Origin of the sequence: Streptomyces xiaopingdaonensis, from assembly GCF_000262345.1 — a bacterium.
GTDB classification, from domain to species: domain Bacteria; phylum Actinomycetota; class Actinomycetes; order Streptomycetales; family Streptomycetaceae; genus Streptomyces; species Streptomyces xiaopingdaonensis.
In genome coordinates this window covers 1-20,540 of record NZ_AJTQ01000183.1, presented here as the reverse complement: position 1 = coordinate 20,540, position 20,540 = coordinate 1, and the positions used below count along the sequence as shown (strand labels likewise).

The 20,540-nt window shown below is 72.1% G+C and carries 21 protein-coding genes; 9 read left to right on the top strand and 12 right to left on the bottom strand.

Annotated elements, in window-relative coordinates; translation table 11 throughout:
* Positions 1–4: 4 nt before the first annotated feature.
* A complete protein-coding gene (locus tag UWG_RS0114820) occupies positions 5–1,546 on the top strand; it encodes a rhamnulokinase (RefSeq protein WP_016908004.1) in 1,542 nt (513 codons plus the stop codon).
* Here the strand turns inward: UWG_RS0114820 and UWG_RS0114815 are convergent.
* The 4 genes from UWG_RS0114815 to UWG_RS0114800 form a co-directional block, all read right to left on the bottom strand.
* On the bottom strand, positions 1,519–3,024 hold the full coding sequence (locus UWG_RS0114815; RefSeq protein WP_016908003.1) for an MFS transporter: 1,506 nt from the start codon (positions 3,022–3,024) through the stop codon (positions 1,519–1,521). The two genes, UWG_RS0114820 and UWG_RS0114815, sit on opposite strands and share 28 nt — an antisense overlap.
* 173 nt (positions 3,025–3,197) lie before the next feature.
* On the bottom strand, positions 3,198–4,826 hold the full coding sequence (locus UWG_RS0114810; RefSeq protein WP_016908002.1) for an L-lactate permease: 1,629 nt from the start codon (positions 4,824–4,826) through the stop codon (positions 3,198–3,200).
* A gap of 166 nt (positions 4,827–4,992) precedes the next feature.
* The gene (locus UWG_RS0114805) at positions 4,993–6,675 is read right to left on the bottom strand and encodes a BCCT family transporter (protein WP_237720095.1); all 1,683 of its coding nucleotides are present in this window, start codon (positions 6,673–6,675) and stop codon (positions 4,993–4,995) included.
* A 352-nt stretch (positions 6,676–7,027) separates the two neighbouring features.
* Entirely contained in the window at positions 7,028–8,224 is a 1,197-nt protein-coding gene (locus tag UWG_RS0114800; protein WP_016908000.1) for a cytochrome P450, read from the bottom strand.
* Between the two features lie 157 nt (positions 8,225–8,381).
* Here UWG_RS0114800 and aac(6') point away from each other — a divergent pair, with 157 nt between their 5' ends.
* Positions 8,382–8,855 (top strand): aminoglycoside 6'-N-acetyltransferase, encoded by a 474-nt coding sequence (gene aac(6'), locus UWG_RS0114795; RefSeq protein ID WP_106429966.1) that lies wholly within the window; start codon positions 8,382–8,384, stop codon positions 8,853–8,855.
* A gap of 13 nt (positions 8,856–8,868) precedes the next feature.
* Here aac(6') and UWG_RS0114790 read toward each other — a convergent pair whose 3' ends face one another.
* Both UWG_RS0114790 and UWG_RS0114785 read right to left on the bottom strand, forming a co-directional pair.
* Complete coding sequence (locus UWG_RS0114790) at positions 8,869–9,060, bottom strand: DUF397 domain-containing protein (protein WP_016907998.1); 192 nt, start codon at positions 9,058–9,060, stop codon at positions 8,869–8,871.
* A 175-nt stretch (positions 9,061–9,235) separates the two neighbouring features.
* A complete protein-coding gene (locus UWG_RS0114785) occupies positions 9,236–10,288 on the bottom strand; it encodes a zinc-dependent alcohol dehydrogenase (RefSeq protein WP_016907997.1) in 1,053 nt (350 codons plus the stop codon).
* 136 nt (positions 10,289–10,424) lie between these two features.
* On the opposite strand from UWG_RS0114785, the gene UWG_RS0114780 reads away from it, so the two are divergent.
* Positions 10,425–11,207: an SDR family NAD(P)-dependent oxidoreductase gene (locus UWG_RS0114780; RefSeq protein ID WP_016907996.1), complete on the top strand. Its 783-nt coding sequence runs from the start codon at positions 10,425–10,427 to the stop codon at positions 11,205–11,207.
* Between the two features lie 28 nt (positions 11,208–11,235).
* Complete coding sequence (locus UWG_RS0114775) at positions 11,236–11,604, top strand: MerR family transcriptional regulator (RefSeq protein WP_016907995.1); 369 nt, start codon at positions 11,236–11,238, stop codon at positions 11,602–11,604.
* Positions 11,605–11,699: 95 nt separating this feature from the next.
* On the opposite strand, the gene UWG_RS0114770 is transcribed toward UWG_RS0114775, so the two are convergent.
* The 4 genes from UWG_RS0114770 to UWG_RS0114750 all read right to left on the bottom strand — a co-directional run bounded on the left by UWG_RS0114770 (position 11,700) and on the right by UWG_RS0114750 (position 13,003).
* A complete protein-coding gene (locus UWG_RS0114770; RefSeq protein ID WP_016907994.1) occupies positions 11,700–12,068 on the bottom strand; it encodes a hypothetical protein in 369 nt (122 codons plus the stop codon).
* A 221-nt stretch (positions 12,069–12,289) separates the two neighbouring features.
* Positions 12,290–12,511: a hypothetical protein gene (locus UWG_RS0114765; protein ID WP_016907993.1), complete on the bottom strand. Its 222-nt coding sequence runs from the start codon at positions 12,509–12,511 to the stop codon at positions 12,290–12,292.
* Between the two features lie 127 nt (positions 12,512–12,638).
* The gene (locus UWG_RS33980) at positions 12,639–12,767 is read right to left on the bottom strand and encodes a hypothetical protein (RefSeq protein ID WP_016907991.1); all 129 of its coding nucleotides are present in this window, start codon (positions 12,765–12,767) and stop codon (positions 12,639–12,641) included.
* Complete coding sequence (locus UWG_RS0114750; RefSeq protein WP_016907990.1) at positions 12,764–13,003, bottom strand: DUF7848 domain-containing protein; 240 nt, start codon at positions 13,001–13,003, stop codon at positions 12,764–12,766. The genes UWG_RS33980 and UWG_RS0114750 overlap by 4 nt, the downstream gene beginning before the upstream one ends.
* 204 nt (positions 13,004–13,207) lie before the next feature.
* On the opposite strand from UWG_RS0114750, the gene UWG_RS0114745 reads away from it, so the two are divergent.
* The 5 genes from UWG_RS0114745 to UWG_RS0114730 all read left to right on the top strand — a co-directional run bounded on the left by UWG_RS0114745 (position 13,208) and on the right by UWG_RS0114730 (position 16,300).
* Positions 13,208–14,047 (top strand): helix-turn-helix domain-containing protein, encoded by an 840-nt coding sequence (locus tag UWG_RS0114745; RefSeq protein WP_016907989.1) that lies wholly within the window; start codon positions 13,208–13,210, stop codon positions 14,045–14,047.
* Positions 14,044–14,247, top strand: coding sequence for a DUF397 domain-containing protein (locus UWG_RS0114740; RefSeq protein ID WP_016907988.1), 204 nt, complete (start codon positions 14,044–14,046; stop codon positions 14,245–14,247). Before UWG_RS0114745 ends, UWG_RS0114740 begins: the two co-directional genes overlap by 4 nt.
* 162 nt (positions 14,248–14,409) lie before the next feature.
* Positions 14,410–14,610 carry a DUF397 domain-containing protein gene (locus UWG_RS32185; protein WP_078495658.1) on the top strand — a complete coding sequence of 67 codons (201 nt, stop codon included), beginning with the start codon at positions 14,410–14,412 and terminating at the stop codon, positions 14,608–14,610.
* A 67-nt stretch (positions 14,611–14,677) separates the two neighbouring features.
* Positions 14,678–15,343, top strand: coding sequence for a YdcF family protein (locus UWG_RS0114735; RefSeq protein WP_016907987.1), 666 nt, complete (start codon positions 14,678–14,680; stop codon positions 15,341–15,343).
* 189 nt (positions 15,344–15,532) lie between these two features.
* On the top strand, positions 15,533–16,300 hold the full coding sequence (locus UWG_RS0114730; RefSeq protein WP_016907986.1) for an aminoglycoside adenylyltransferase family protein: 768 nt from the start codon (positions 15,533–15,535) through the stop codon (positions 16,298–16,300).
* A gap of 114 nt (positions 16,301–16,414) precedes the next feature.
* On the opposite strand, the gene UWG_RS0114725 is transcribed toward UWG_RS0114730, so the two are convergent.
* Both UWG_RS0114725 and UWG_RS0114720 read right to left on the bottom strand, forming a co-directional pair.
* Complete coding sequence (locus tag UWG_RS0114725) at positions 16,415–17,209, bottom strand: putative protein N(5)-glutamine methyltransferase (RefSeq protein ID WP_016907985.1); 795 nt, start codon at positions 17,207–17,209, stop codon at positions 16,415–16,417.
* A gap of 215 nt (positions 17,210–17,424) precedes the next feature.
* Positions 17,425–20,337, bottom strand: a complete 2,913-nt coding sequence (locus UWG_RS0114720; protein ID WP_016907984.1) for an AfsR/SARP family transcriptional regulator — start codon at positions 20,335–20,337, stop codon at positions 17,425–17,427.
* Positions 20,338–20,540 lie beyond the last annotated feature (203 nt).

Here is a 20,540-nt window from a genome sequence, read left to right as displayed (position 1 = left end):
ACCAGTGAAGAAAGCGGCCTCGGGCGAAGACGTCGCAGTGTTCGCCGCCGTCGACCTCGGAGCGACGAGCGGACGCGTGGTCACGGGCGCCGTCGGCCCGGGGACACTCCACCTCGCAGAGGTGCACCGCTTCCCCAACGTCCCGGTGCGGCTCCCCGACGGCCTGTACTGGAACCTCCCGGCGCTCTACCTGTCGACGCTCGACGGGCTGCGCGCCGCCGCACGCACGATCCCCGACGTCACGTCGATCGGCGTCGACACCTGGGGCGTCGACTACGCCCTCCTCGGCGCGGACGGCGCCCTCCTCGGCCTGCCCCGCCACCACAGGGAGGCCCGAACCGACGAAGCCGTCCCCGCCGTCCACGCCCTCTGCCCCCCGGCCGAGCTCTACGCCCTCACCGGCCTCCAGCACCTCCCCTTCAACACCGTCTACCAACTCCATGCGGCCCGGGCCAGGTTGGCGGACCCGGCGGCCGGCACCCTGCTGCTCCTGCCCGACCTGCTGGTCCACTGGCTCACCGGAGCCGTCGGCGCGGAGGAGACCAACGCCTCCACGACGGGCCTCCTCGACGCGCGCACCGGCAGATGGTCGGAAGAGCTCATCTCCCGCCTGGGAACTCCCCGTTCGCTCTTCCCCGCCCTGTACTCCCCGGGACAGCGGGCGGGGACGCTCCTGCCCCACGTCGCCGAGGAGACCCAACTCTCCCCGCACACACCAGTGGTGACGGTCGCCTCGCACGACACGGCCTCCGCGGTCGCCGCCGTCCCCGCGGCCGACGAAGAGTTCGGCTACGTCTCCTGCGGCACCTGGTCGCTCGCCGGACTGGAGCTGGACGCACCCGTACTCACCGAGGAGTCCCGCGCGGCCGACTTCACCAACGAGCGCGGCATCGACGGCACCACCCGGTACCTCAGGAACCTCATGGGCATGTGGCTCCTGGAGGAGTGCCGCCGGACCTGGGAGCGCGAAGACGCCGCCGACCCGACGGCGGACAACGCGAGTTCGAGCCTCGACGCGCTGCTCGCCGCCGCCGCGGAAGCCGAGCCGTTCGCCGCGCTCGTCGACGCGGACGCCCCCGACCTCGTGCCCCCGGGCGACATGCCGTCCCGGCTCCGCGACCTCCTCCGCCGCTCCGGGCAGACGCCGCCGCCCACCAGGGGCGGGCTCGTCCGCTGCATCCTGGAGAGCCTCGCGCTCGCCCACCGGCGCACCCTGCGCGAGGCCGCCCGCCTCTCGGGGCGCGCACCGCGCCGCATCCACCTCGTGGGCGGAGGCTCCCGCAACGCCCTGCTCTGCCAATGGACCGCCGACGCGTCGGGCCTCCCCGTCACCGCGGGCCCCGCCGAGGCGACCGCGGTCGGCAACATCCTCGTCCAGGCCCGCGCCGCCGGCCTCCTCGGCGGCCTCGCCGAGATGCGCGCGCTCGTCGCCGCCACCCAGGACGTGCGCCACTACCGTCCCCGCGGCGGCCCGCGCAGATGGGACGAGGCCGAGTCCCGCCTGCGCGGGCCCGCAGGTCAGGAACGCACCCGCCGCGAGGTGTAGACGTCGGCGACCGCGACGACGAGCGCGCCGAGCACGAACGCGAGCGCGGTGAGCAGCGCCGCCTGGAGCGCCCCCGACCAGTCGTGCGTCTCCGCGACATGTGCGAAGAAGACGGCGCCGACCGAGGCGATCCCCGCGGCCGAGCCGATCCGCTGACCGGTCTGGAGCATCCCGCCCGCCGTGCCGCCGCGCGCGACCGGCACTTCGTGGAGCGTCAGCGTCTGGTTCGGCGAGATGACCAGCCCCGACCCCACACCGGCGACGAGGAGCGGCGCCGCCAGCACCCAGCCGACGTGCCCCTCGGGCACCCACCGCACCGTCAACAGCGCCCCGCACAGCCCGAGAAAGACGAGTACGAGCCCCATGGCGACGAGCGGCCGCCCGACCCTGGTGACGATCCGCCCGCCGAGCCCCGCGCTCAGCGCCGAGCCGAGCGCGAACGGCGTCAGCGTGAGCCCCGCCTGGAGCGCGACGTAGCCGAGGCCCTGCTGGAGGTAGAGCGTGAAGATGAAGAAGAGCGTCGTGAACCCGGCGAAGTACAGCAGCGCGAGCACGGTGCCGAGCGTGTACGAGCGGCGGTTGAAGAGCGAGAGGTCGACGAGCGGTTCCCGCCCCTTGCGCGTGTAGTGCCGCTCCCAGAACGTGAAGACGACGAGCAGGACCACACCGCCCGCGGCGAGCAGCCACTTGCCCTGCCCCTTCCACTGCTGCGCCTCCACGAGCGGCAGCAGCACGGCGAGCACCCCGGCGCCGAGGAGCGCGATGCCGACGGGGTCGAGCGACGTCCGTCCCTCGCTCACCTTCTCCGCGCAGGCCGGCGGGACGAGCCAGAGCGCCAGCAGGAAGGCGCCGGCCCCGATGGGCAGGTTCACGAAGAAGACCCACCGCCAGCCTTCGTCGGCACCGAACGCCTGGATGAGGAGCCCCCCGGCGAGCGGCCCGACCGCGGTCGAGACGCCGATCGTCATGCCGAGCAGCCCGAACGCCTTGCCCCGCTCGGCCCCGCGGAAGAGTTGCTGGATCATGCCGGAGATCTGCGGGTTGAGGAGCCCGCCCGCCATGCCCTGGCTGAGCCGCGCGATCACCAGCCACGCCGCGCCCTGCGCCAGCCCGCACGCGGCGGAGGCGACCGTGAAGAAGACCAGCCCGACGAGGAACGCGGTCCGCCGCCCGAAGGCGTCCCCCAGCCGGCCCGCGGGCACGAGCACGAGGCCGAAGGTGAGCGCGTATCCGGAGACGATCCAGGAGAGCGCCGACTCCGAGGCACCGAGGCCCTTCTCGATCGAGGGAAGCGCGACGTTGACGATCGAGACGTCGAGCAGCGCCATGAACCCCACGGTCAGACAGACGCTGAGGGCTTTCCAACGCCGCGGATGCGGCTCGTAGTCGGCGGTCACCCGGCCGGTCGCCTCCCCGCTCCGGGTGTCCGCTCCCTCCGCCGGCTCCTCGTCAGGCCGGCCCGACTGCCCCGCGTTCATCCGCCGCTCCTCGCCCGCGTCGCCCGGTGCGGGCCGCAGGGCCCGCCTCCTGTGCGTACGGCGTGGCCGGACGGTGCTCGGCCGGCCACGCCGTCGTCTCGCTCCGCGAGTATCCCCGCGCCACGGGCGTGAAGCCGGGACGCGGGGAGTTGCGTCGGGGCGTGCCCCGCGCGTCAGGGCATCATCCCTCCGATGACGTGTGCCTGGAGGAAGACCAGGGTGCAGAGCGCGAGGAGGAGGACGAGGCTCCAGCCGATCGCCTTCCGGAAGAGTTCGGATTCGCGCCCGAGGAGGCCGACTGCCGTTGCGGCGATGGTGAGGTTCTGCGGGCTGATCATCTTGCCGACGACGCCGCCCGAGGTGTTCGCCGCGACGAGCAGCGTCGGGTCGAGCCCAGCCCTGCCCGCCGCGGTCTGCTGGAGCGTGGCGAAGAGCGCGTTGGCGGAGGTGTCGGAGCCGGTGACGGCGGTGCCGAGCCAGCCGAGGATGGGGGAGAGGAAGGCGAAGGCCGCGCCCGTGCCCGCGATCCAGGTGCCGATGGTGATCGTCTGACCGGAGAGGTTCATCACGTAGGCGAGCGCGAGCACGGAGGCCACAGTGAGCAGCGCCCACTTCAACGAGGCGACGGTGCGCCCGAATTCGACGACGGCTTCCTTGGCCCGTACCCGGTAGACGGCGGCGACGAGGATGCCGCAGAGCAGCAGCAGCGAGCCGGGCGAGGAGAGCCAGGGCAGCACGTAGACGGTCGTGGTGGACTGCTCGCCCGTGGTGGTGAGGACCTCGCCGTCGAGCCCGGGCCAGCCGAGGGAGAAGTCCGTGCCGGCGAGGAACTCCTCGACGGCGTCGACGAGTTTGGCGAGCGAGAAGACCGCGATGACGATGAGGTAGGGGACGAAAGCCATCGTCATCCGACCGCCGGTGAGCCGCGTCGCCGGCGTCGCGGCTTCCTCGGGGCCGGCAGCCTCCTCCTCAGGACCGTCGTCGGGCGCCTCCGGCTGCCAGACGCGGAGGAAGAGGACGACGGCGGCGAGCGCCACCAACGAGGCGATGATGTCCGTGAGTTCGACGGAGATGTAGTTGGCGCTGACGAACTGCGCCACGGCGAAGGCGCCACCGCAGACGAGCGCCACGGGCCAGCTCTGCCTGATGCCCCGCTTCCCGTCGACGAGCGCGACGAGGAGCAGCGGCACGAAGAGCGCGAGGAGGGGGGTCTGCCGGCCGGCGTAGGCGCCGATCTCCTCGTAGGAGATGCCGGTGAGGTTGCCGGCCGTGATGATCGGCGTGGCGATGGCGCCGAAGGCGACGGGCGCCGTGTTCGCCACGAGGACGGTGATGGCGGCGCGTACGGGCGAGAAGCCGAGGGCCATGAGCATGACACCAGTAATGGCGACCGGAGCGCCGAACCCCGCGAGCGCCTCCAGCAGGGCGCCGAAGCAGAAGGCGATGATCAGCGCCTGCACCCTCCGGTCGTCGCTCACCAGCCGGAAGGCCGCGCGCAGGTCCTCGAATCTACCGCTCACCACCGTGAGTTGATACACCCACAGCGCGGCGACCACGATCCACATGATCGGTACGAGCCCGAAGGCCGCCCCCTCGGTACCCGAGAGCAGCGCCAGTTGCACCGGCATGCCGTACACGGCGACCGCCACCACGACGGCGACGCCGAGCGCCGCCAGCCCGGCCCAGTGCGCCTTCCACCGCAGCCAGCCGAGCAGGACGAAGAGCGTCAACAGCGGCAGCGCCGCGAAGAGAGCGGACAGCGCCAGACTGTCCGCGACGGGATCGAGGTCGGGACGGTACACGAGGCCCCCTTGCCCATGGGTGAACCCCGGCGTGATCGCCGCAGGTTGGAGGGCAGTGTGCGGCAGCGGGACACCCCAGGCCAAGACCGTTGCAGCAGGTGAATACGCCCGCCCCGGCGCCGCACGGCGCCGGGGCGGTCTTCGCGATCCGGGGGCTGTCCGGTAGCTAGGAGCCGGAGTCGGCCGCGTTCTCGGCCGGGGGCGTCGCCTTGCGCGCGGCGATCCCCTGTTCCTCCGCCATCTCGCGGGCCATCCGCGGCGCCGTCCACAGCGCCGGCAGCATGACGAAGGCGACCGGCACGGCCGTGACGACGATGAAGGATTGGAGGGCGGTGATCCCGCCGTCGCCCACGATGATGAGCACCGCGGCCGCGGCGCCCATCAGCAGCGCCCAGAACGCCCGTACGGCGACGCTCGGTTCACCGGACTCGGTACCCGCCTTCGCGATGCTGTACGACATCGAGTCGGTGGTGGTCACGACGAAGGTGAGGGTCAGCAGGAGCACCATGACGGTGACGGCCGTCGACAGCGGCAGGTTGTCCGCCATGGCGACGACGGCCGCGTCCATCCCGACCGCCTCCAGCGGTCCGGAGATCGCTCCGGGGTTCTTCTGCTCGAGGAAGATGCCGGTGCCGCCGAAGACGCTGAACCACACCATCGTCGCGACGGGCGAGAGGAGCGCCGTGCTGCACACGAGGTCGCGGAGCGTGCGGCCGCGCGAGATCCGCGCGACGAAGATCGACATCAGCGGGCCGTAGCCGAGGAACCAGCCGAAGTAGAAGATCGTCCAGGTGCCGAGCCAGCCCTGGTCCTCGCGGCCCAGCGCGAGCGGCACGAAGTCCCGTGCGTACTCGCCGAACCCGGCGAGGAAGCCGTCGAGCACGAAGCCGACCGAGCCGAGGGCGAGCAGCACCACCATGGTGAGCCCGGCGAGCCAGAGGTTGAACCGGCTGAGGATCTGGATGCCGCGGTGGATGCCGGTGATCACCGACGTGACCGCGACCACCGTGAGCAGCACGATGATGCCGAGCTGCACCGGATAGGAGTTGGGTATCCCGAAGACGTGCGAGAGCCCGTAGGAGACCTGGAGCCCGAGGAAGCCGATCGGCCCGACGGTCCCCGCGACGACCGCGATGATGCAGACGACGTCGACCGCCTTGCCGAGCCGCGAGTGCACGATCCGCTCGCCGACGAGCGGGTAGAGGAGCGTACGGGGCCGCAGCGGCATGCCCTTCTCGGCCGCGCGCATCAGCACGATGGTGCCGAGCGTGCCGAGCACGGCCCACGCGAGGAAGCCCCAGTGCGCGAAGCTCTGCGCGAGCGCCGAGTCCCGCGCCGCGTTGGAGCCGGCCTCCACGCCCTCGTAGTACGGCGGCGTCTCGGCGAAGTGCTGCACGGGTTCACCCGCGGCGAAGAACACCCCGCCCCCGGCGAGCAGGGTGCTCATGATCATGGCGATCCACTGGAACCTGCGGTACTCGGGACGCCCGAAACCGCCCAGCCGTACCCGTCCGTACCGTGAGAAGGCCAACGCCACGGCGACGACGAAGAACGCCAGCAGCAGCACCTGCCACAGCGGTCCGAACCACCGCGCCGCGGCGTCGAAGAGCTTCGTCACGACGATCCCCGTCCCGCCCGGCGTCACCAGCGCCACGACGACGAAGGCGGCGAGGAGTCCGCCGCTCACCGCCACCACGGGCAGGTCCGTACGGCGTGCGCCGGGGGGCGTGGGTTTTCCGGGAGGCTCCGCGGCCTTCGCGGCGCCTTCGCTTGTCGCCCCTTCTCGCCCGTCCTGGGCGTCCGCTTCCGCGGCGCCGCCGGAGGCGGCAGGGGCAGGGGTGCTCGGCATGTTCGTCCTCGGGGAAGGGAGCTTCGGCACAGGCGGTCACGACCGACCGTCCAAGGCACGAGGCGAACGGGACCGAGCGCCAGCGTGCACGCGCAGCGACGTCCGCGTTCTCCGGTACGTCGTGCACGTTCAGAGGTGTCGAGCGACGGCGTCCGTCCGCGGGGGGCCGCCTCCCGCCGTAGCGGGAGAAACCGTCGTGAGCTGTGCGCTTGTCGACACAGGAGCCTGCCTGCCGGGGGCGGGCCCGGTCAAATTTTGTGACCTGCGTCGCAGGGGCAGGCGCGCGGTTCCGTGTGCCCTGCGGGGCCGCTCTCGCGGAGGGCGCGGTCCCTGATCACTCGCAGTGACGCTCTCACGTCCCCTCCAACTCCACCGCCAACCCCCGCAGTTCATAGCTCCCGATCGACGGCTTGAAGCTGACGTCCGGGGCGCTGGACATGCGGAGGCCGGGGAGGGCGAAAAGGCGGGTGAGGAAAACGTCGGTCTCCAGGATGGCGATGTCGCGGCCCGGGCAGCGGTGGGGACCGTCGCCGAAGGAGAGCCCCGTGGGGGCCGTGCCGGAGGGGAGGGGGCGTGCGGGGCAGAGGTCGTGGGGGGCGTCGCCGACGGCGCGGGGGTCGGTGTTGGCGCTGTCGAGGCGGATGTCGACGAGGGCGCCTGCGGGGACGGTCACCTCGCCCTCCTCGGCGGGGAGGGCGACCGGCGCCGTCGTGCGGCGGCGCAGCAGGTTGACGACGGGCTCGAGGCGGAGGATCTCGTGGAGCACCGCGAGGCGCTCGGGCTCGTCGGCCCGGCGGTAGCGGGCGAGGAGCTTCGGGTCGTCGAAGAGGTGCCAGGCCGCGACGTTGACGAACTCGCGGGTGGTGATCATGCCTGCGGCGGCGAAGGTGAGGCACTCGCTGAGTATCTCGACGGTGTTGTAGTCCTCGTCGAGGAGGTGCGAGATGAGGTCGTCGCGGCGGTGCTTGCGGCGTGCCCGTACCGCGGGTCGCACGTCGGCGAGGTGGAGGCGGAGCCAGTTCTTGACGAGCCGTGCCGACCAGCGCAGGCCGTGGAGGCTGGTGAATCCCGGGGTGCCGAAATTTTGGGGGAAGAAGGCGTCGAGGCGCTTGCGGATGCCCGGCCTGCTCTCGGTGAGGCCGATCACGGCCGCCGCCACACCGATCGCCAACTCGAAGCTGAGGTCGGAGAGTTCGGCGGTGCGCCGGGCGCGGAGGACGTCGAGCTGCTCCTCCGCGACGCGCTCCATGGTGCCGCGGTACTCCTCGTCGACGCGGCGGGGCGTGAAGAACCGCGCCGTCTGCCGGCGGTGGTCGCGGTGGCCCTCGCCGTCCTGGTAGAGGACGGGGCGGCGGACGCTGGACGGGATGATGCGCGCCGTCTCGATGCCGAGGCCGGCCTGCAGGGTCTCGCTGCTGCGCAGGAGTGCGCGTGCCGTCTCGTGCCCCCGCACCTGCCACACGCCGTCGGCCCCCTCGCCGACGGGGCATCCGGTGGCGGGCTGCGGGACGGGGCCGGTCTTGCGGGTGTGCGTCCGCTCGACGCTCATGACGTCAACTCCCCTGCGCTGTCCGGTCGGTGGGCGACGCAACGCAGTCTCCCAGGGGGATCACGGCGCGGGTAGGGGCGGACGGCGGCGGTCCGGGTCCTTCGACGTACAGGGGGCGATCAACGCGGCGCGGTCGTGTATGTGCAGAATGTGCTGCATGGAACTGCACGGAGAGAAAGTCGTCCTTCGTCCGGTGGAGGACAGCGAGACGGAGACGCTCGACCGCATCGTCAGGGAGCCCGAGGTCGCGGCGTGGTGGTCGCCCCCGAACGGCTACGAGAACACCTTCGCCGTCTTCCTCGACGACGAGATCATCGGTGCCGTGCAGTTCACCGAGGAGAGCGACCCCGAGTACCGGCACGCCGGGATCGACGTCTTCCTCACCGCCCGCCGCACCGGCGCCGGACTCGGCACCGACACCGTCCGCACCCTCGCCCGCTGGCTCCTCGACGACCGCGGGCACCACCGCCTCACCATCGACCCCGCGGCGGAGAACGCACCGGCGATCGCCAGCTACCGGAAGGTCGGGTTCCAGCCGGTCGGCGTGCTGCGCAGGTACTGGCGCGACCACCAGACGGGCGAGTGGCGGGACGGGCTGCTCATGGATCTGCTCGCCGACGAACTCACCTGACCCGCCGGCGGATTCACGCGTCCTTCAGGAAGGCGACCCAGGCCGCCCAGGACCGTCGCGGGACGAGGAGGACCGGACCCTCGGGCGCCTTGGAGTCGCGCACGGGGACGGGCCCTCGGACGCCGTCGGCGACCTCCAGGCAGTTGCCGCCGTTCTGTCCGCTGCGACTGCTGCGGCGCCACGACGCGGCGGGGACTTCCTCCATGACGGGCTCCCTCCGGGCCGATGCCCCGGCGCGCGGCGGAACCCGCGCGCGCCGGGGCCGGTGTGATCGTGGATACAGAAGTACAGGGGCGTACGCCCTGAGACAAGTGGCACTCGGAGACCGCGGGGTGAACGCCGTGCGCAACGGGCCCTGCCCCAGGCCCCGTTGGCACGCCTCACCCGCCGGAGGCACGGACGAGCACCTTCAACTCCCCGCCTCCGCCCGCCGCGTCGAACGCCTCCCCCGCGCGCTCCAGCGAGTGGACGGAGGTGACCAGCCGCTCCACGGGCACGGCGCCGTCGGCGAGGAGCCCCACGGCCCTGCGGACGTCGTCGGCCACGTACATCAGGCATCCGCGCAGCGTCAACTCCCGGTCCTGCGCCAGATCGACGGGGACGGTCTGCGGCCCCGTCGGCACGCCCACGACGAGGACGGTGCCGCCTTTGTCGACCGAGCGCACCGCCTGCGTGAGCGACGCGGAGACGGAGACGCAGTCGAAGGCGGCGTCGGCAGGCCCGCCGAGGAGTTCGCGGGCGCGCTCCGGCAGGTCCGGTGCGTCCGCGGGGAGGGTCGCGTCGGCGCCGAACTCCCGTGCTGCCTCGCGCTTTTCGGCCGCCAGGTCGGTGGCGACGACGACCCCCGCCCCCGCCGCCCGCGCCGCGACGACGGTCAGCAGGCCGATCGGCCCCGCGCCCAGGACGAGGACCCGCGCCCCGGAGAGGTCGCCTGCCCGGCGCACCGCGTGCACGGGGGTGGCGAGCGGTTCGACGAGCGCCGCCTGGAGGTCGGAGAGCGCCTCGGGCACGCGGTGGAGACGGTCGGCACCGATGGTGAAGGCGTCCGCGAGCGCACCGGCCGTCTGGCACCCGAACACCTTCAGATGCACGCAGATGTTGTAGCGACCGGAGCGGCAGTGCCGGCACTCGCCGCACGCCAGATTGGGTTCGAGGACGACCCTGTCCCCTTCGGCGAGCGCGTCGACGCCCTCACCGAGCGCGGCGACGACCCCGACCGCCTCGTGCCCCGGACGGTAGGGAAGCGAGATGAAAGGGTGCTCACCGCGCCGCGCGTGGACGTCGCTGCCGCAGATCCCCACCAGCCGCGTGCGCACGAGCACCTCACCGGCTGCGGGCACCGGCGCCGGCACCTCTTCGAGGACGACGTCCCCTCCCTCGGTGACCGCCACCCGGCGGACGGGATCGGGAACGTGTGCGGCGATGGTGCTCATGGGGTGTGCCCTCCGTCGTCAGTGCATGCCACCCCCTCACCTACACCGCACCGAGTGCCGCACGCCAGGTCAGCGGTCGTCCCGACCGTGCCCGTGCTTGACCTTCACGCCGGCGGCAGGGTCCGAGGATGCCGCCATGGACACCGACACCACCGTCATGGCGGGCGGTTCGTCCGCGCGCGAGCGCCGCGTCACCGTCGTCACCGGCGCGGGTACGGGCATCGGCAGGGCGACGGCGAGGACCTTCGCGGGGGAGGGCGCGCACGTCCTCGCCGTCGGCAGGCGACCGGAATCGCTCCGGGAGACGGCGGACGGGCACGACCGCATACGGCCGCTCCCCGCCGACGTGACCTGCGAAGAGGGGCGCACACGGATCGCGCACGCCGTCCGGGAGCGGGGCGGGCGACTCGACGTACTCGTCAACAACGCCGGCATCGTGCGCTCCGGCCGCCTCGGCACGTACACGGAGGACGACCTCACGACGCAGCTCGCCACCAACCTGACGGCTCCCGTCCTGCTCACACAGGCGCTCCTCGCACCGTTGCGCGCGGCGCGGGGCGTCGTGGTCAACATCGGTACGGCTCTGGGGCAGCGGGGGTGGCCCGGCTCCTCCGCGTACGCGGCGAGCAAGGCGGGGCTCGACGCGCTCACGCGCAGTTGGGCGGTGGAACTCGCCGCCGAGGGCGTGCGGGTGGTGGGGGTGGCGCCCGGCGCGATCGAGACGCCGATCGGCGAGCACCAGGGCCTCTCCCGCGAGCGGCGCGAGGAGGTGCGCCGGTGGCAGCTCGCCGCCACACCGGCGGGCCGCCTCGGGCGCCCCGATGAGGTGGCCCGCGTAGTGGCCCAACTCGCCGCGCCCGCACAGGGCTTCGTCACCGGGGCTGTGGTGCCGGTGGACGGCGGCGCGATGGTGCGGTGAGACTGGTGCCTCGAAGGAGGGGGTCGATATGCGGATCGGGGAACTCGCTGCGGCGACGGGTGCCACGCCCCGCGCGCTGCGCCACTACGAGCAGGCCGGCCTCCTCACCGCCGAGCGCGCCCCCGGCGGCTACCGCGTCTACTCGCATGGCGCGCCCGCCCGTGTACGGAACATCAGGTGCCTCCTCGGCCTCGGCCTCACGCTGGAGGACGTCCGCTTCTTCCTCCCGTGTCTCGACGGCGACGTGACGCAGGCGTCCCCCTCGCCCGAGGGGCTCGCCGTGGCGCGAAGGCGGCTCGCGGTGCTGGATGCGCGGATCGCGGCGCAGGGTGCGGTGCGTGGCAGGTTGGCGGAGGCGCTGGAGGAGCGGGCAGGGGAGGGGTGCTGCGCAGGCTGAGGAGCGGCGGCCCGGGCTCGACGGAGCGTTCGGGCAGGAGGGAGCCCCTGTGACCGCCAACGGGGGAGCGGTCACAGGGACGGTTCGAGTCCGGCCTAAGCCGGAGGTTCCGGACAGGTTACCGGGCGTTGGTCGGCTCCGGTGCGGGGGCATGTGAGAAGTGCGCGAACGATCAGCGACCCCCTGGCGTAGAACCCGGCGTACGCATCTTGGCGGAGGGTCAGGTGCTCCCGGTAGTGCGCCAGCATGCCGGGCATGCGCTCCCGGTCGTCACAGGTCTCGTGGAGTTCCCGGGAGAGCCACGCGTAGGCGGACTCCGGGTCCGGGAACATGCCGCGGCGGAGGCTTTCGGGCTTGCGGAACCACAGGTGGAGTTCGGTGGGCATGACGGCTTGGGCCGGGTCGGCGGCTGCCGAATCATCGGGTACCTGGTGGCCGCTCCAGGCGAACGCGTGCCAGTGCACTGGTCATCCCCTCACGGTGGGAGCCGGGCCCGTCCACGGCGGACGGGCCCGGCCTGTTCAACGAGCGGCTGGTCAGCGGTTACCGCCGCATCCGTCGGCCCGCGGCCGTTCGCCGGAGCCGGGCACCCGCATTCCGCAGCGACTGCCCGTCCTGACGTTGCGGCGGCGCGGGATCGGTGCCCGCTCGGGTCCGGGGCGGGTCACCGGGCCCGAGCGGAGTCTCAGCCGCGCGTGGCGCGGCGGTAGACCGGCAGACGCTCGCCGGGTCGCAGGAGATAGAGGCGTCCGTCGGCGAGGTGGAGGACTCGGCCGCAGCCTGAACTGCCGGGGGAATAGAGGTCGGTGACGGTGGTCCAGCGTCCGCCGTGCAGGACGCGGTCACCGCGGTGGAGGTCGAACGGGCCCAGTCCGCCTGGGAGTTCGTACCAGCCGGTGCGGATCATGGTGGGTTCCTAGAGGTAGATCCGGCGCTTGCAGCGTGCGCAGTGTTTGCCGTCGGGCGTCAGGGGCCCGTCGTGGTGGCACCGCCGGCCCTTCGGCTCGGGCTCGGGTCCGGGCTTCTCGGGCACGTCACGCTCCCGGCCGGGTGAGCCAGGCGGCACACAGCACGAAGCCGATGCCGACGGTGATCGAGAAGAGGAGGAGCGGGCCTGCCCAGGCTGCGAGGCGGCGACGCGCAGTGCGGACGGCGCCGCTCACAGCCACTTCCCGGGGATCGCCCGATACGGGCGAGTGACGTGCTCGCGGTACGTCAAGTGCCCGGGCCGCGCTCGGAGATGGGCGAGCATCCAGCCGTGCGCCTTGTGCGCGTCGGCGCTCGGTGGGCCGCCTTCGGCGCAGACGGCGCACTGGAGGGCGTACGTGTGCGGCTCCGCATCGGGTTCTTGGTCGCGGACGACGGTGTACTCACGCAGGCGGTAGACGGTGCTGGACATGCGGGATCACCCCGGACGAGGAGGTATGGGCTGACGCTGCGACTGGTCGCACGCCAGGAGGTGGGGGACTTCCCGGTAGTCGGTGTCGTACGGGCATGCAAGGCTGTAGCCCGCTGTAGCCGATCCGCTACCGGAGGCATTCAGCGTGACCTACGGTGAGCAGCCCTTCAAGTAATCAGGAGCGAAGGGCGAGTTGGGGGAGAGATGGTCAACCGCAAGGAACTGAACCCCGAGAGCGGCCCGGCAGCGGCGTACGGGGCCCGCCTGCGCAGACTGCGGGAGAAGCGCGGCTGGCGGCAGGAAGAGCTGGCCGAGCGCCTGGCATATTCGAGTCAGCATATTTCGGCCGTTGAAACTGTTCGCAAGTCGCCAACCCTTCCCTTTTCACGCAAGCTGGATCGCGTCCTGGACGTCGCCGACACGGACGAGTCCTTCGAGCGCGAGTGGCGCGAGATGCGGCACGGCTCGTTGCTGGAGGGATTTCCGGAGTACGTGGGGTACGAGGAGCGGGCGGTGGAGATCCGGCTCTTCAACATCGGGATCATCCCGGGGCTGTTGCAGACGCCGGAGTACGCGCGGGTGCTGGCGGACAGCGCTGTGCGACGGGGTGCCATCACGCCTGCCCAAGCCGATGAACGCGTCTCTTTCCAGGCGGAACGGCAGGAAGCGGTGTTCAGGGCCAAGCCGCCCATGGTGTTCGTGACCATGGACGAAAGCTGCATTCGGCGTCCTGTCGGCGGGGACGCCGTTATGGATGCTCAGTTGGCTCACCTGGTGGAGTTCGCAGAGCTGCCGAACTCGTTGCTGCAGATTGCACCGTACGAGATCGGTGAACGCCGAACTTTCAATCTTCCGGTGAATCTTCTGACGATGCCGGATCGGTCCGTTATCTGCTACGCCGAGGCTCAGGTCCAAGGACACCTGGACCGGGACAGCGCCTCCGTGGTGCCCATACTGATGGCCTACCATCAACTACAGGGCGAAGCGCTGTCACAGGCGGCGTCCGTGGTCATGATCGAGCAGTTGCGAAAGGGTGCCCTGTGACGACCGAGTCCCCCCGCTGGTTCACGTCCTCCTACAGCGACAACGGCGGCGACTGCGTAGAGGTCGCCACCAACCTCGCCGCCCTGCGCGGTGTGGTTCCCGTCCGGGACACCAAGGATCGGTCCCTTTCGCTGGCTGTCGCTCCGAGCGCGTTCGCGAGCTTCGTCGGTGCGGTTCGGCGTGGGCGGTTCGACGGTTAGCCCGCAGTTGCAGGATGCCTGCCGGGTACAGCGCGGTGGTTGACGACAAGAGGCCCGACCTCGGCGCAGAACTTGGGGGCGGTGGTGAGGTGTTCGCCCGGCTGGAGTGTGGAGGGCGACCACAACGGCCATGATCGAGTCGTTCCGAAAGGGCAGTTCTTGATGACCGAACACCTCCTTTGGTTGAAGTCCTCATACAGCGGCAATGGTGGCCAGTGCATCGAGTGGGCCCCCGGCCAGGCGTCCGAGGGCGCCGTACCGGTGCGGGACTCCAAAATCGTGGAAGGTCCCGTGCTGGCTTTCACGACTGCTTCGTGGAGGCGCTTCGTGTCCGGTATCTGTAATGGGCAGTTCGGCGCGTAGTGCGTGGTCCTGCACAGCCCCTGCCACTGTCGCCACGATAGTCCGAGGCAGGGGCGATTGGAGACGTGTGAGCGACAACCAGCAGGCCATCACAGAACAGCAGTGGCGCTGGGCTGAGTTGATCTGGGACTACCACCGGATGCATCACGAGTTGCGCCCTGTTGACGCGGCGATCGGGCTGGGCAGCCACGACCTCGGCGTCGCTGCTCGTTCGGCCGACCTGTACCGGGAGGGCTTCTTCAAGACCCTGGTGTGCACCGGCGGCAACAGCCCCACTACCGCTGAGGTTTTCCCGCGTGGCGAGGCCGTCCACTACCGGGAGCACGCCATCGATCTCGGCGTTCCTGCCGAGGCGATCCTGCTGGAGCCGAACGCGGGCAACACCGGTCAGAACATCACGTTCTCGCGGAAGCTCCTCGCCGCGGCCGGTATGCACCCGGCTTCGGTGCTGCTCGTCTCCAAGCCCTATATGGAACGGCGTGCGTTCGCGACCGCCCGCAAGCTGTGGCCTGACGTCGATGTCGTCTGCGCCTCGGAGCCATGGGGGTTGGACGACTACGTGAATTCCATCGGCGACGAGAGGCTCGTCCTGGACATGCTCGTCGGCGACCTCCAGCGGGTCATCGAGTACCCGAAGCTCGGATTCGCCACCGAGCAGGAGGTCCCGGAGAACGTGCATGCCGCGTACGCGTCCCTCGTCCGCGACGGCTTCACCAGCCGCCTCATCTCGTAAGCGGTCCGGCCCGGGGGAGACGTGTGCATGCCGGGCCTCGCTCGAAGGCTCGATTCCCTCCGGGCTCGAAGCGTACGGAAGACCACGTACCGGCGTCCTCCGCCGGGCCGCCCTCGAAATGCCGTTGCTCGCGCCCGGACCGGCGCCTACCGTCTGCGTTCCCGCCGCTTCCGTCCCGCAGAGGCCCCCATGACCCAACTCTCCGACGTCGTGCACCTGGTGGAGCGCGTGCTCGGGCCGAACGTGCGCGGTGCCTACCAGTACGGTTCGGCCGTGCTCCGCGGCGGGCTGTGCCCGTACAGCGACCTCGACGTGCTCGTCGTCGCCGGCCGCTCTCTTGGCACGGAGGAGCGGCGCGCGCTCGTCGACGGGCTGCTGGGCGGGGTCTCGGGGCCGCCCGACGGGCAACAAGGGTTGCGCCCCGTGGAGTTGACGGTCGTCGTGGAGTCGGACGTGCGGCCGTGGCGGTACCCGCCGCGCTGCGACTTCCAGTACGGCGAGTGGTGCAGGGAGAGCTACGAGCGCGGTGAGGTGCCGCAGCCGGGGAACGACGAGGATCTGGCGGTGCTCCTCGCCATGACCCTGGCAGCCGACACCCCGCTTGCCGGTCCGCCGCCGCGGCGCCTCCTCGATGCGGTGCCGTGGCGGGACGTGCGCCGCGCCGGCTCGGCGGCCGTTGAGCCGCTGCGTGCCGAGGCGGAGGAGGACACCCGCAACGTCGTCCTCACGCTTGCCCGCATCCACGCGACGCTCAGCACCGACCGCTTCCACTCGAAGGCGGAGGGCGCTTCCTGCACGCTCGGCAGGCTCCCGCAGCAGTACCGCCCGATCCTCGCGCAGGCGCTCGCCGTCTACGAGGGCGAAGCCGGGGAGCCCGCCGCGTGGCCGAGTGCCGAACTCGACGCCTACGTCACGCACATGGCCGCGGAGATCGCCCGTCTCGCGGAGGGCGACTGAGCGGGCGCCCCGGGCGACCCCCGGCGGAAACACCGCCGGCGGACGAAACAAGCCGCCCAACGCGCCCGTCCGCCAACAGAGTTGAACGGCGAGGGGGCAGCCCCCGCGGACGGCTCATCCCGCGTCCCTCGCGGCGATCAGTACCGAAGCCTCCCGCTGCTCGTCGTGCGCGACCTCGGGGAGAAGCCCGGCGGTCCGTGCCGCCGCCGTCGCCGCGGGGATCTGGCGCTCGACGGCCTCGGAGAAGAGCTTTCCGCCGGGGGCGAGCCACTGCGGTGCCTCGGCGACGACCCGACGGAGCACGTCGAGTCCGTCACGGCCGCCGTCGAGGGCGCGCCGGTCCTCGTGGAGCCGCGCCTCTCCCGGCAGCAGCGCCAACTCGCCCGTGGGTACGTACGGGACGTTGCAGAGGAGCACGTCGATCCGGCCGCGCAGACCGGCCGGGAGCGCGTCGAAGAGGTCGCCGCCGTGGACGACGCCGCCGAACGGGGCCGTGTTGACGCGGGCGCAGGCGACGGCCTCCGCGTCGACGTCCGCGGCGTGGAGCTGCACCGCGGGGCGGAGCCGTGCGAGCGCGGCGCCGAGCGCGCCCGTTCCGCAGCAGAGGTCGACCACGCACGCGGCTTCCGGGGCGGCTTCGACGGCGCGCTCGACGAGGAACTCCGTACGGCGACGCGGCACGAAGACGCCCGCCCGTACGGTGACGCGCAGCCCGCTGAACTCCGCCCAGCCGAGGAGGTGTTCGAGCGGAAACCCGGCTGCGCGGTCGGTGACGAGGCGGTCGAGGTGTGCGGCCGAGTCGGCCGCCGCATGGAGGAGGCGGGCCTCGTCCTCGGCGAAGACGCACCCTGCGGCGCGCAGTGCCCGCACGGTGGTGTCGTACGGCGGGAGCGGTGGGGCGGAGTGCATGGGCGGGCCTTTCGAGAGACCGTTCCGGCCGGTGCGTCAGCGCGCACCGGCCCGGCGGCGGGATGCGAACGGTGTCAGCCTGCGGTGCTCTCACCCACCCGCGTCTCTGCGCTCTCCACGGGCCTCGGTCCGCAGCGGCTTCCCGCCGTCGGGCGGACACTACGCCATGCGCGGGCAACTGCGCCCCGCATCAAGGCACCCGCACCCGCGGCCGCTCACCCGTGCCCGGCGGGCTCCGATTCCGACGGGACCTCGCCCCGACCCAGCTTCAGACGGAGCTGCGCCGCCTCCCGCGCGTTGAGGCGGTCGAGCAGCTCCCTCGCGTCGGCGTCCGCCGCACCCGCTTCCTCGGCGCGGCCCATGCCGCGCAGGGCGGCCGCCAGCAGCGCGTACGCCTCCGCCCTGGAGAGCGGGTCCAAGTGCTCGCCCTCGGAGAGGGACGTCCTCGCCCACTCGGCGGCCTCGGCGAACTCCTCCCGGAACATGTGGTATTCGCCGAGCGAGTGGGCGGTGTTGGCGCGGTACGCGGGCGAGGTGGTGCCGCGGTAGTTGTGCAGCAGCAGCTCGTACGCCTGCTCGTGGTCGCCGAGGTGGAGGTGGCACCTGCCCAGGTTGTTGCGGATCGACATGACGAGCGGCCCGGGGCCGTGCACCTCGACGGTCCGCAACGCGGACTCACCGACCTCGATGGCCTCACGCAGCAGCCCCTGTGTCGCGAGGCAGGGCACGAGGTTGCTTCTGGCGACCGCCATCTGCCGCCCCATCCCCAGCTCCGAGAAGAGCGCGATGCTGCGCTCCAACAGCGGTGTGGCGGCGACCGGTTCGCCCCGCTGGCCCGTCACCTTCCCGAGCCGGGAGAGCGCCTCGGCCTGTCCGTAGCGGTCCCCGCGCCGCTCCGCGACCCGCAGCGCCGTCTCGGCCAGGTTGCTCTGTGCGCGCCAGCGGGCCTGCCGGGCGAAGAAGGTGTCCAGCGCGGTGAGCGCCTGGAGCGCGAAGTCGTCCAACGTTCGGCCGCGGAGCGGCGCCTCCTCGGGGCCGGGCGCGGAAGAGTCGGCGAGTTGGGCGGCGAAACGGACCACGTCGTCGCAGGCGGCGTCGGCCCAGGCCACCGCTTCGTCAACGGCCGTGAATGAGCGGCCCGTTGTGTAGTGCTCGAGAGCCTCGCGGCTGAGCTCCGTGTTCGTCTCGTTGCCGGCGAAAGGTTCGTTGACGCGGTGCAGGGTGCCCAGGTACCAACGCGCGAGCCCGGTGAGGGCCTCGCCGACGCGTGCGCGCGGCAGTGACTCCGCCTCGCCCGCGGCGGTGGCGCGCACCAGGTCGTGGAGGGCGTACTGGCCCGGCCGCGGGCTCTCGGCGAGTTGCGCGTCGGTGAGCCGCTCCAACGCGCCCTTCACTGCGGGCCCTTCGGCGCCGGTCAGCGCTGCCGCCGTCTGCGCCGTGTGCCGGCCGATGGCGGCCGCGCCGAGCAGTGGGAAGAGTTCGGCGGCGCCGCGATCGAGGGGGTCACCGCTGTCGCGGAGCTGCTCGATGCTGACGAGGAGGCTCGCGCGGACGTCGCGGTCGGCGACGACGAGTTCGGTGAGGCGGCGGCGCTCGTCGCGCAGTGTCTCCGTCCAATCGGCCACCGACCAGCGCGGCCTCGACGCCATGCGCACCGCGATCACGTGCAGTGCGAGCGGCAACCGCCCGCACAGCTCGACGAGTTCGTGCCACTGCGCCTCGCCGGCCGGATCGGCGGTGCCGGACACCGTCCGCACCAGCGCCACCGCGTCGGCCGGTTGCAGCGTGTCCAGGTGCAGATGCCGGGCGCCCGGCAGGCCCGTCAGCACGGTGCGCGAGGTGACGAGGCAGGCGGAGCCGGCGCGGCTCGGCAGCAGTGGCCGCACCTGCTCCGAACTGTGCGCGTTGTCGAGGAGGACGAGCAACTGCCGCTGCCGCACGAGTCGTTGGTAGTGCTCGAGGGCGGCCGTCGAATCGGGCGGCACCGAGTCGGGCGGCTCGCCCAGGGCGCGCAGCAGTTGGCGCACCGCGTCGTCGGTGCCGAGCGGCGGGCTCTGCGGGTCGGCTCCGCGCAGGTCGACGTGGACCATGCCGTCGGGGAAGCGGTCGGCCGACTCGTGCGCGGAGCGCAGCGCGAGCGTGGACTTCCCGACGCCCCCCGCACCGTCGATGAGGCACACGGCGGGTGCGGCCACAGCGCCCGTGAGCCACTCGCGGAGCTTGGCGATCTCCACTCCGCGCGCGACGAACGTCGCGGGTGCGGCGGGGAACTCGGTGGGCAGGACCGTGCTCTCCGCCGGTTCGCGGGGCTCGGGTCCCGGTTCCTGAACGAGCTGCTGCACACCCTCCGCGGCAGGGGCGACAGTCTCCGTACGGGTCCGGCGCGGCGCCTCCAGCGCGGCGTCCCCGCGAAGGATCGCCCGCTCCAACTCCCGCAGATCCGGGCCTGGTTCGATGGCCAGTTCGTCGACGAGCGCGCGGCGCGCCTCCCGGAGGACGCCGAGTGCCTCGGCGCTCCTGCCGCTGCGGTGCAGCGCGAGCATCAACTGGCGGGTGAGCCGTTCGCGCAGCGGGTGCTCCCTGACGGCGGCGAGAAGCTCCTCGACGAGCACCTCGTGCTCGCCCAGCGCGAGACGGAGGTCGAACCGCTCCTCCGCGGTCGTGAGGCGCAGTTCCTCCAGCCGCGGCTGGTGGACGGTGCGGAGCGGGCAGTCCCCGATGCCGGTGAGCGGCTTGCCGCGCCACAACGACAGTGCCTCGTCGAGGAGTTCGGCCGCGGCGGCCGGATCGGTGGAAGTCAGCTCGCGCGAGTGCGAGTGGAGCGCCTGGAACTGGCCGAGGTCCGTTTCCTCACGCGCGGCGAGGAGCTGGTAGCCGCCCGCGCTGGTGTTGATGCGGTCCTCGCGGAGCGCCTTGCGCAGCCGCATCACGTAGTTGCGGATCGCCGTTCTGATGGAGGCCGGCGGTTCCTCGCCCCAGAGCTGGTGCGCCAGGTCCTCCACCGTCACCACGTGTCCGGTGCGCAGTACCAGTGTCGCCAGCAGCGCCCTCAACATCGGCGCACTCACCGGCAGTTGCTCGCCCCGCTGGTCCCGGACCTCCAGCGGGCCGAGAACACGGAACTCCATCAGAGACCCTTCCCTCGGCACTCCCGACGCGGGCCGCGAAACCTCGCAGCAGGCCCGCGGAAACGTTTGCCATGGAGATCTGAAAACGTGCCCGACCAGCCTACGCGATCAGCGTGACGGCTGATACACACGCGCACGCGCTCCCGTGCGCCCACCCGGCGTGCCGGGCGGTGCGCGAGCACGGAACCCGGCCTCCGGCCAGC

Coding starts and splice junctions, on each gene's coding strand:
- UWG_RS0114815 (WP_016908003.1), bottom strand. CDS start 3,024: ATGAACGCGGGGCAGTCGGGCCGGCCTGACGAGGAGCCGGCGGAGGGA.
- UWG_RS0114805 (WP_237720095.1), bottom strand. CDS start 6,675: ATGCCGAGCACCCCTGCCCCTGCCGCCTCCGGCGGCGCCGCGGAAGCG.
- UWG_RS0114800 (WP_016908000.1), bottom strand. CDS start 8,224: ATGAGCGTCGAGCGGACGCACACCCGCAAGACCGGCCCCGTCCCGCAG.
- UWG_RS0114790 (WP_016907998.1), bottom strand. CDS start 9,060: ATGGAGGAAGTCCCCGCCGCGTCGTGGCGCCGCAGCAGTCGCAGCGGA.
- UWG_RS0114785 (WP_016907997.1), bottom strand. CDS start 10,288: ATGAGCACCATCGCCGCACACGTTCCCGATCCCGTCCGCCGGGTGGCG.
- UWG_RS0114780 (WP_016907996.1), top strand. CDS start 10,425: ATGGACACCGACACCACCGTCATGGCGGGCGGTTCGTCCGCGCGCGAG.
- UWG_RS0114775 (WP_016907995.1), top strand. CDS start 11,236: ATGCGGATCGGGGAACTCGCTGCGGCGACGGGTGCCACGCCCCGCGCG.
- UWG_RS0114765 (WP_016907993.1), bottom strand. CDS start 12,511: ATGATCCGCACCGGCTGGTACGAACTCCCAGGCGGACTGGGCCCGTTC.
- UWG_RS0114750 (WP_016907990.1), bottom strand. CDS start 13,003: ATGTCCAGCACCGTCTACCGCCTGCGTGAGTACACCGTCGTCCGCGAC.
- UWG_RS0114745 (WP_016907989.1), top strand. CDS start 13,208: ATGGTCAACCGCAAGGAACTGAACCCCGAGAGCGGCCCGGCAGCGGCG.
- UWG_RS32185 (WP_078495658.1), top strand. CDS start 14,410: ATGACCGAACACCTCCTTTGGTTGAAGTCCTCATACAGCGGCAATGGT.
- UWG_RS0114730 (WP_016907986.1), top strand. CDS start 15,533: ATGACCCAACTCTCCGACGTCGTGCACCTGGTGGAGCGCGTGCTCGGG.
- UWG_RS0114725 (WP_016907985.1), bottom strand. CDS start 17,209: ATGCACTCCGCCCCACCGCTCCCGCCGTACGACACCACCGTGCGGGCA.
- UWG_RS0114720 (WP_016907984.1), bottom strand. CDS start 20,337: ATGGAGTTCCGTGTTCTCGGCCCGCTGGAGGTCCGGGACCAGCGGGGC.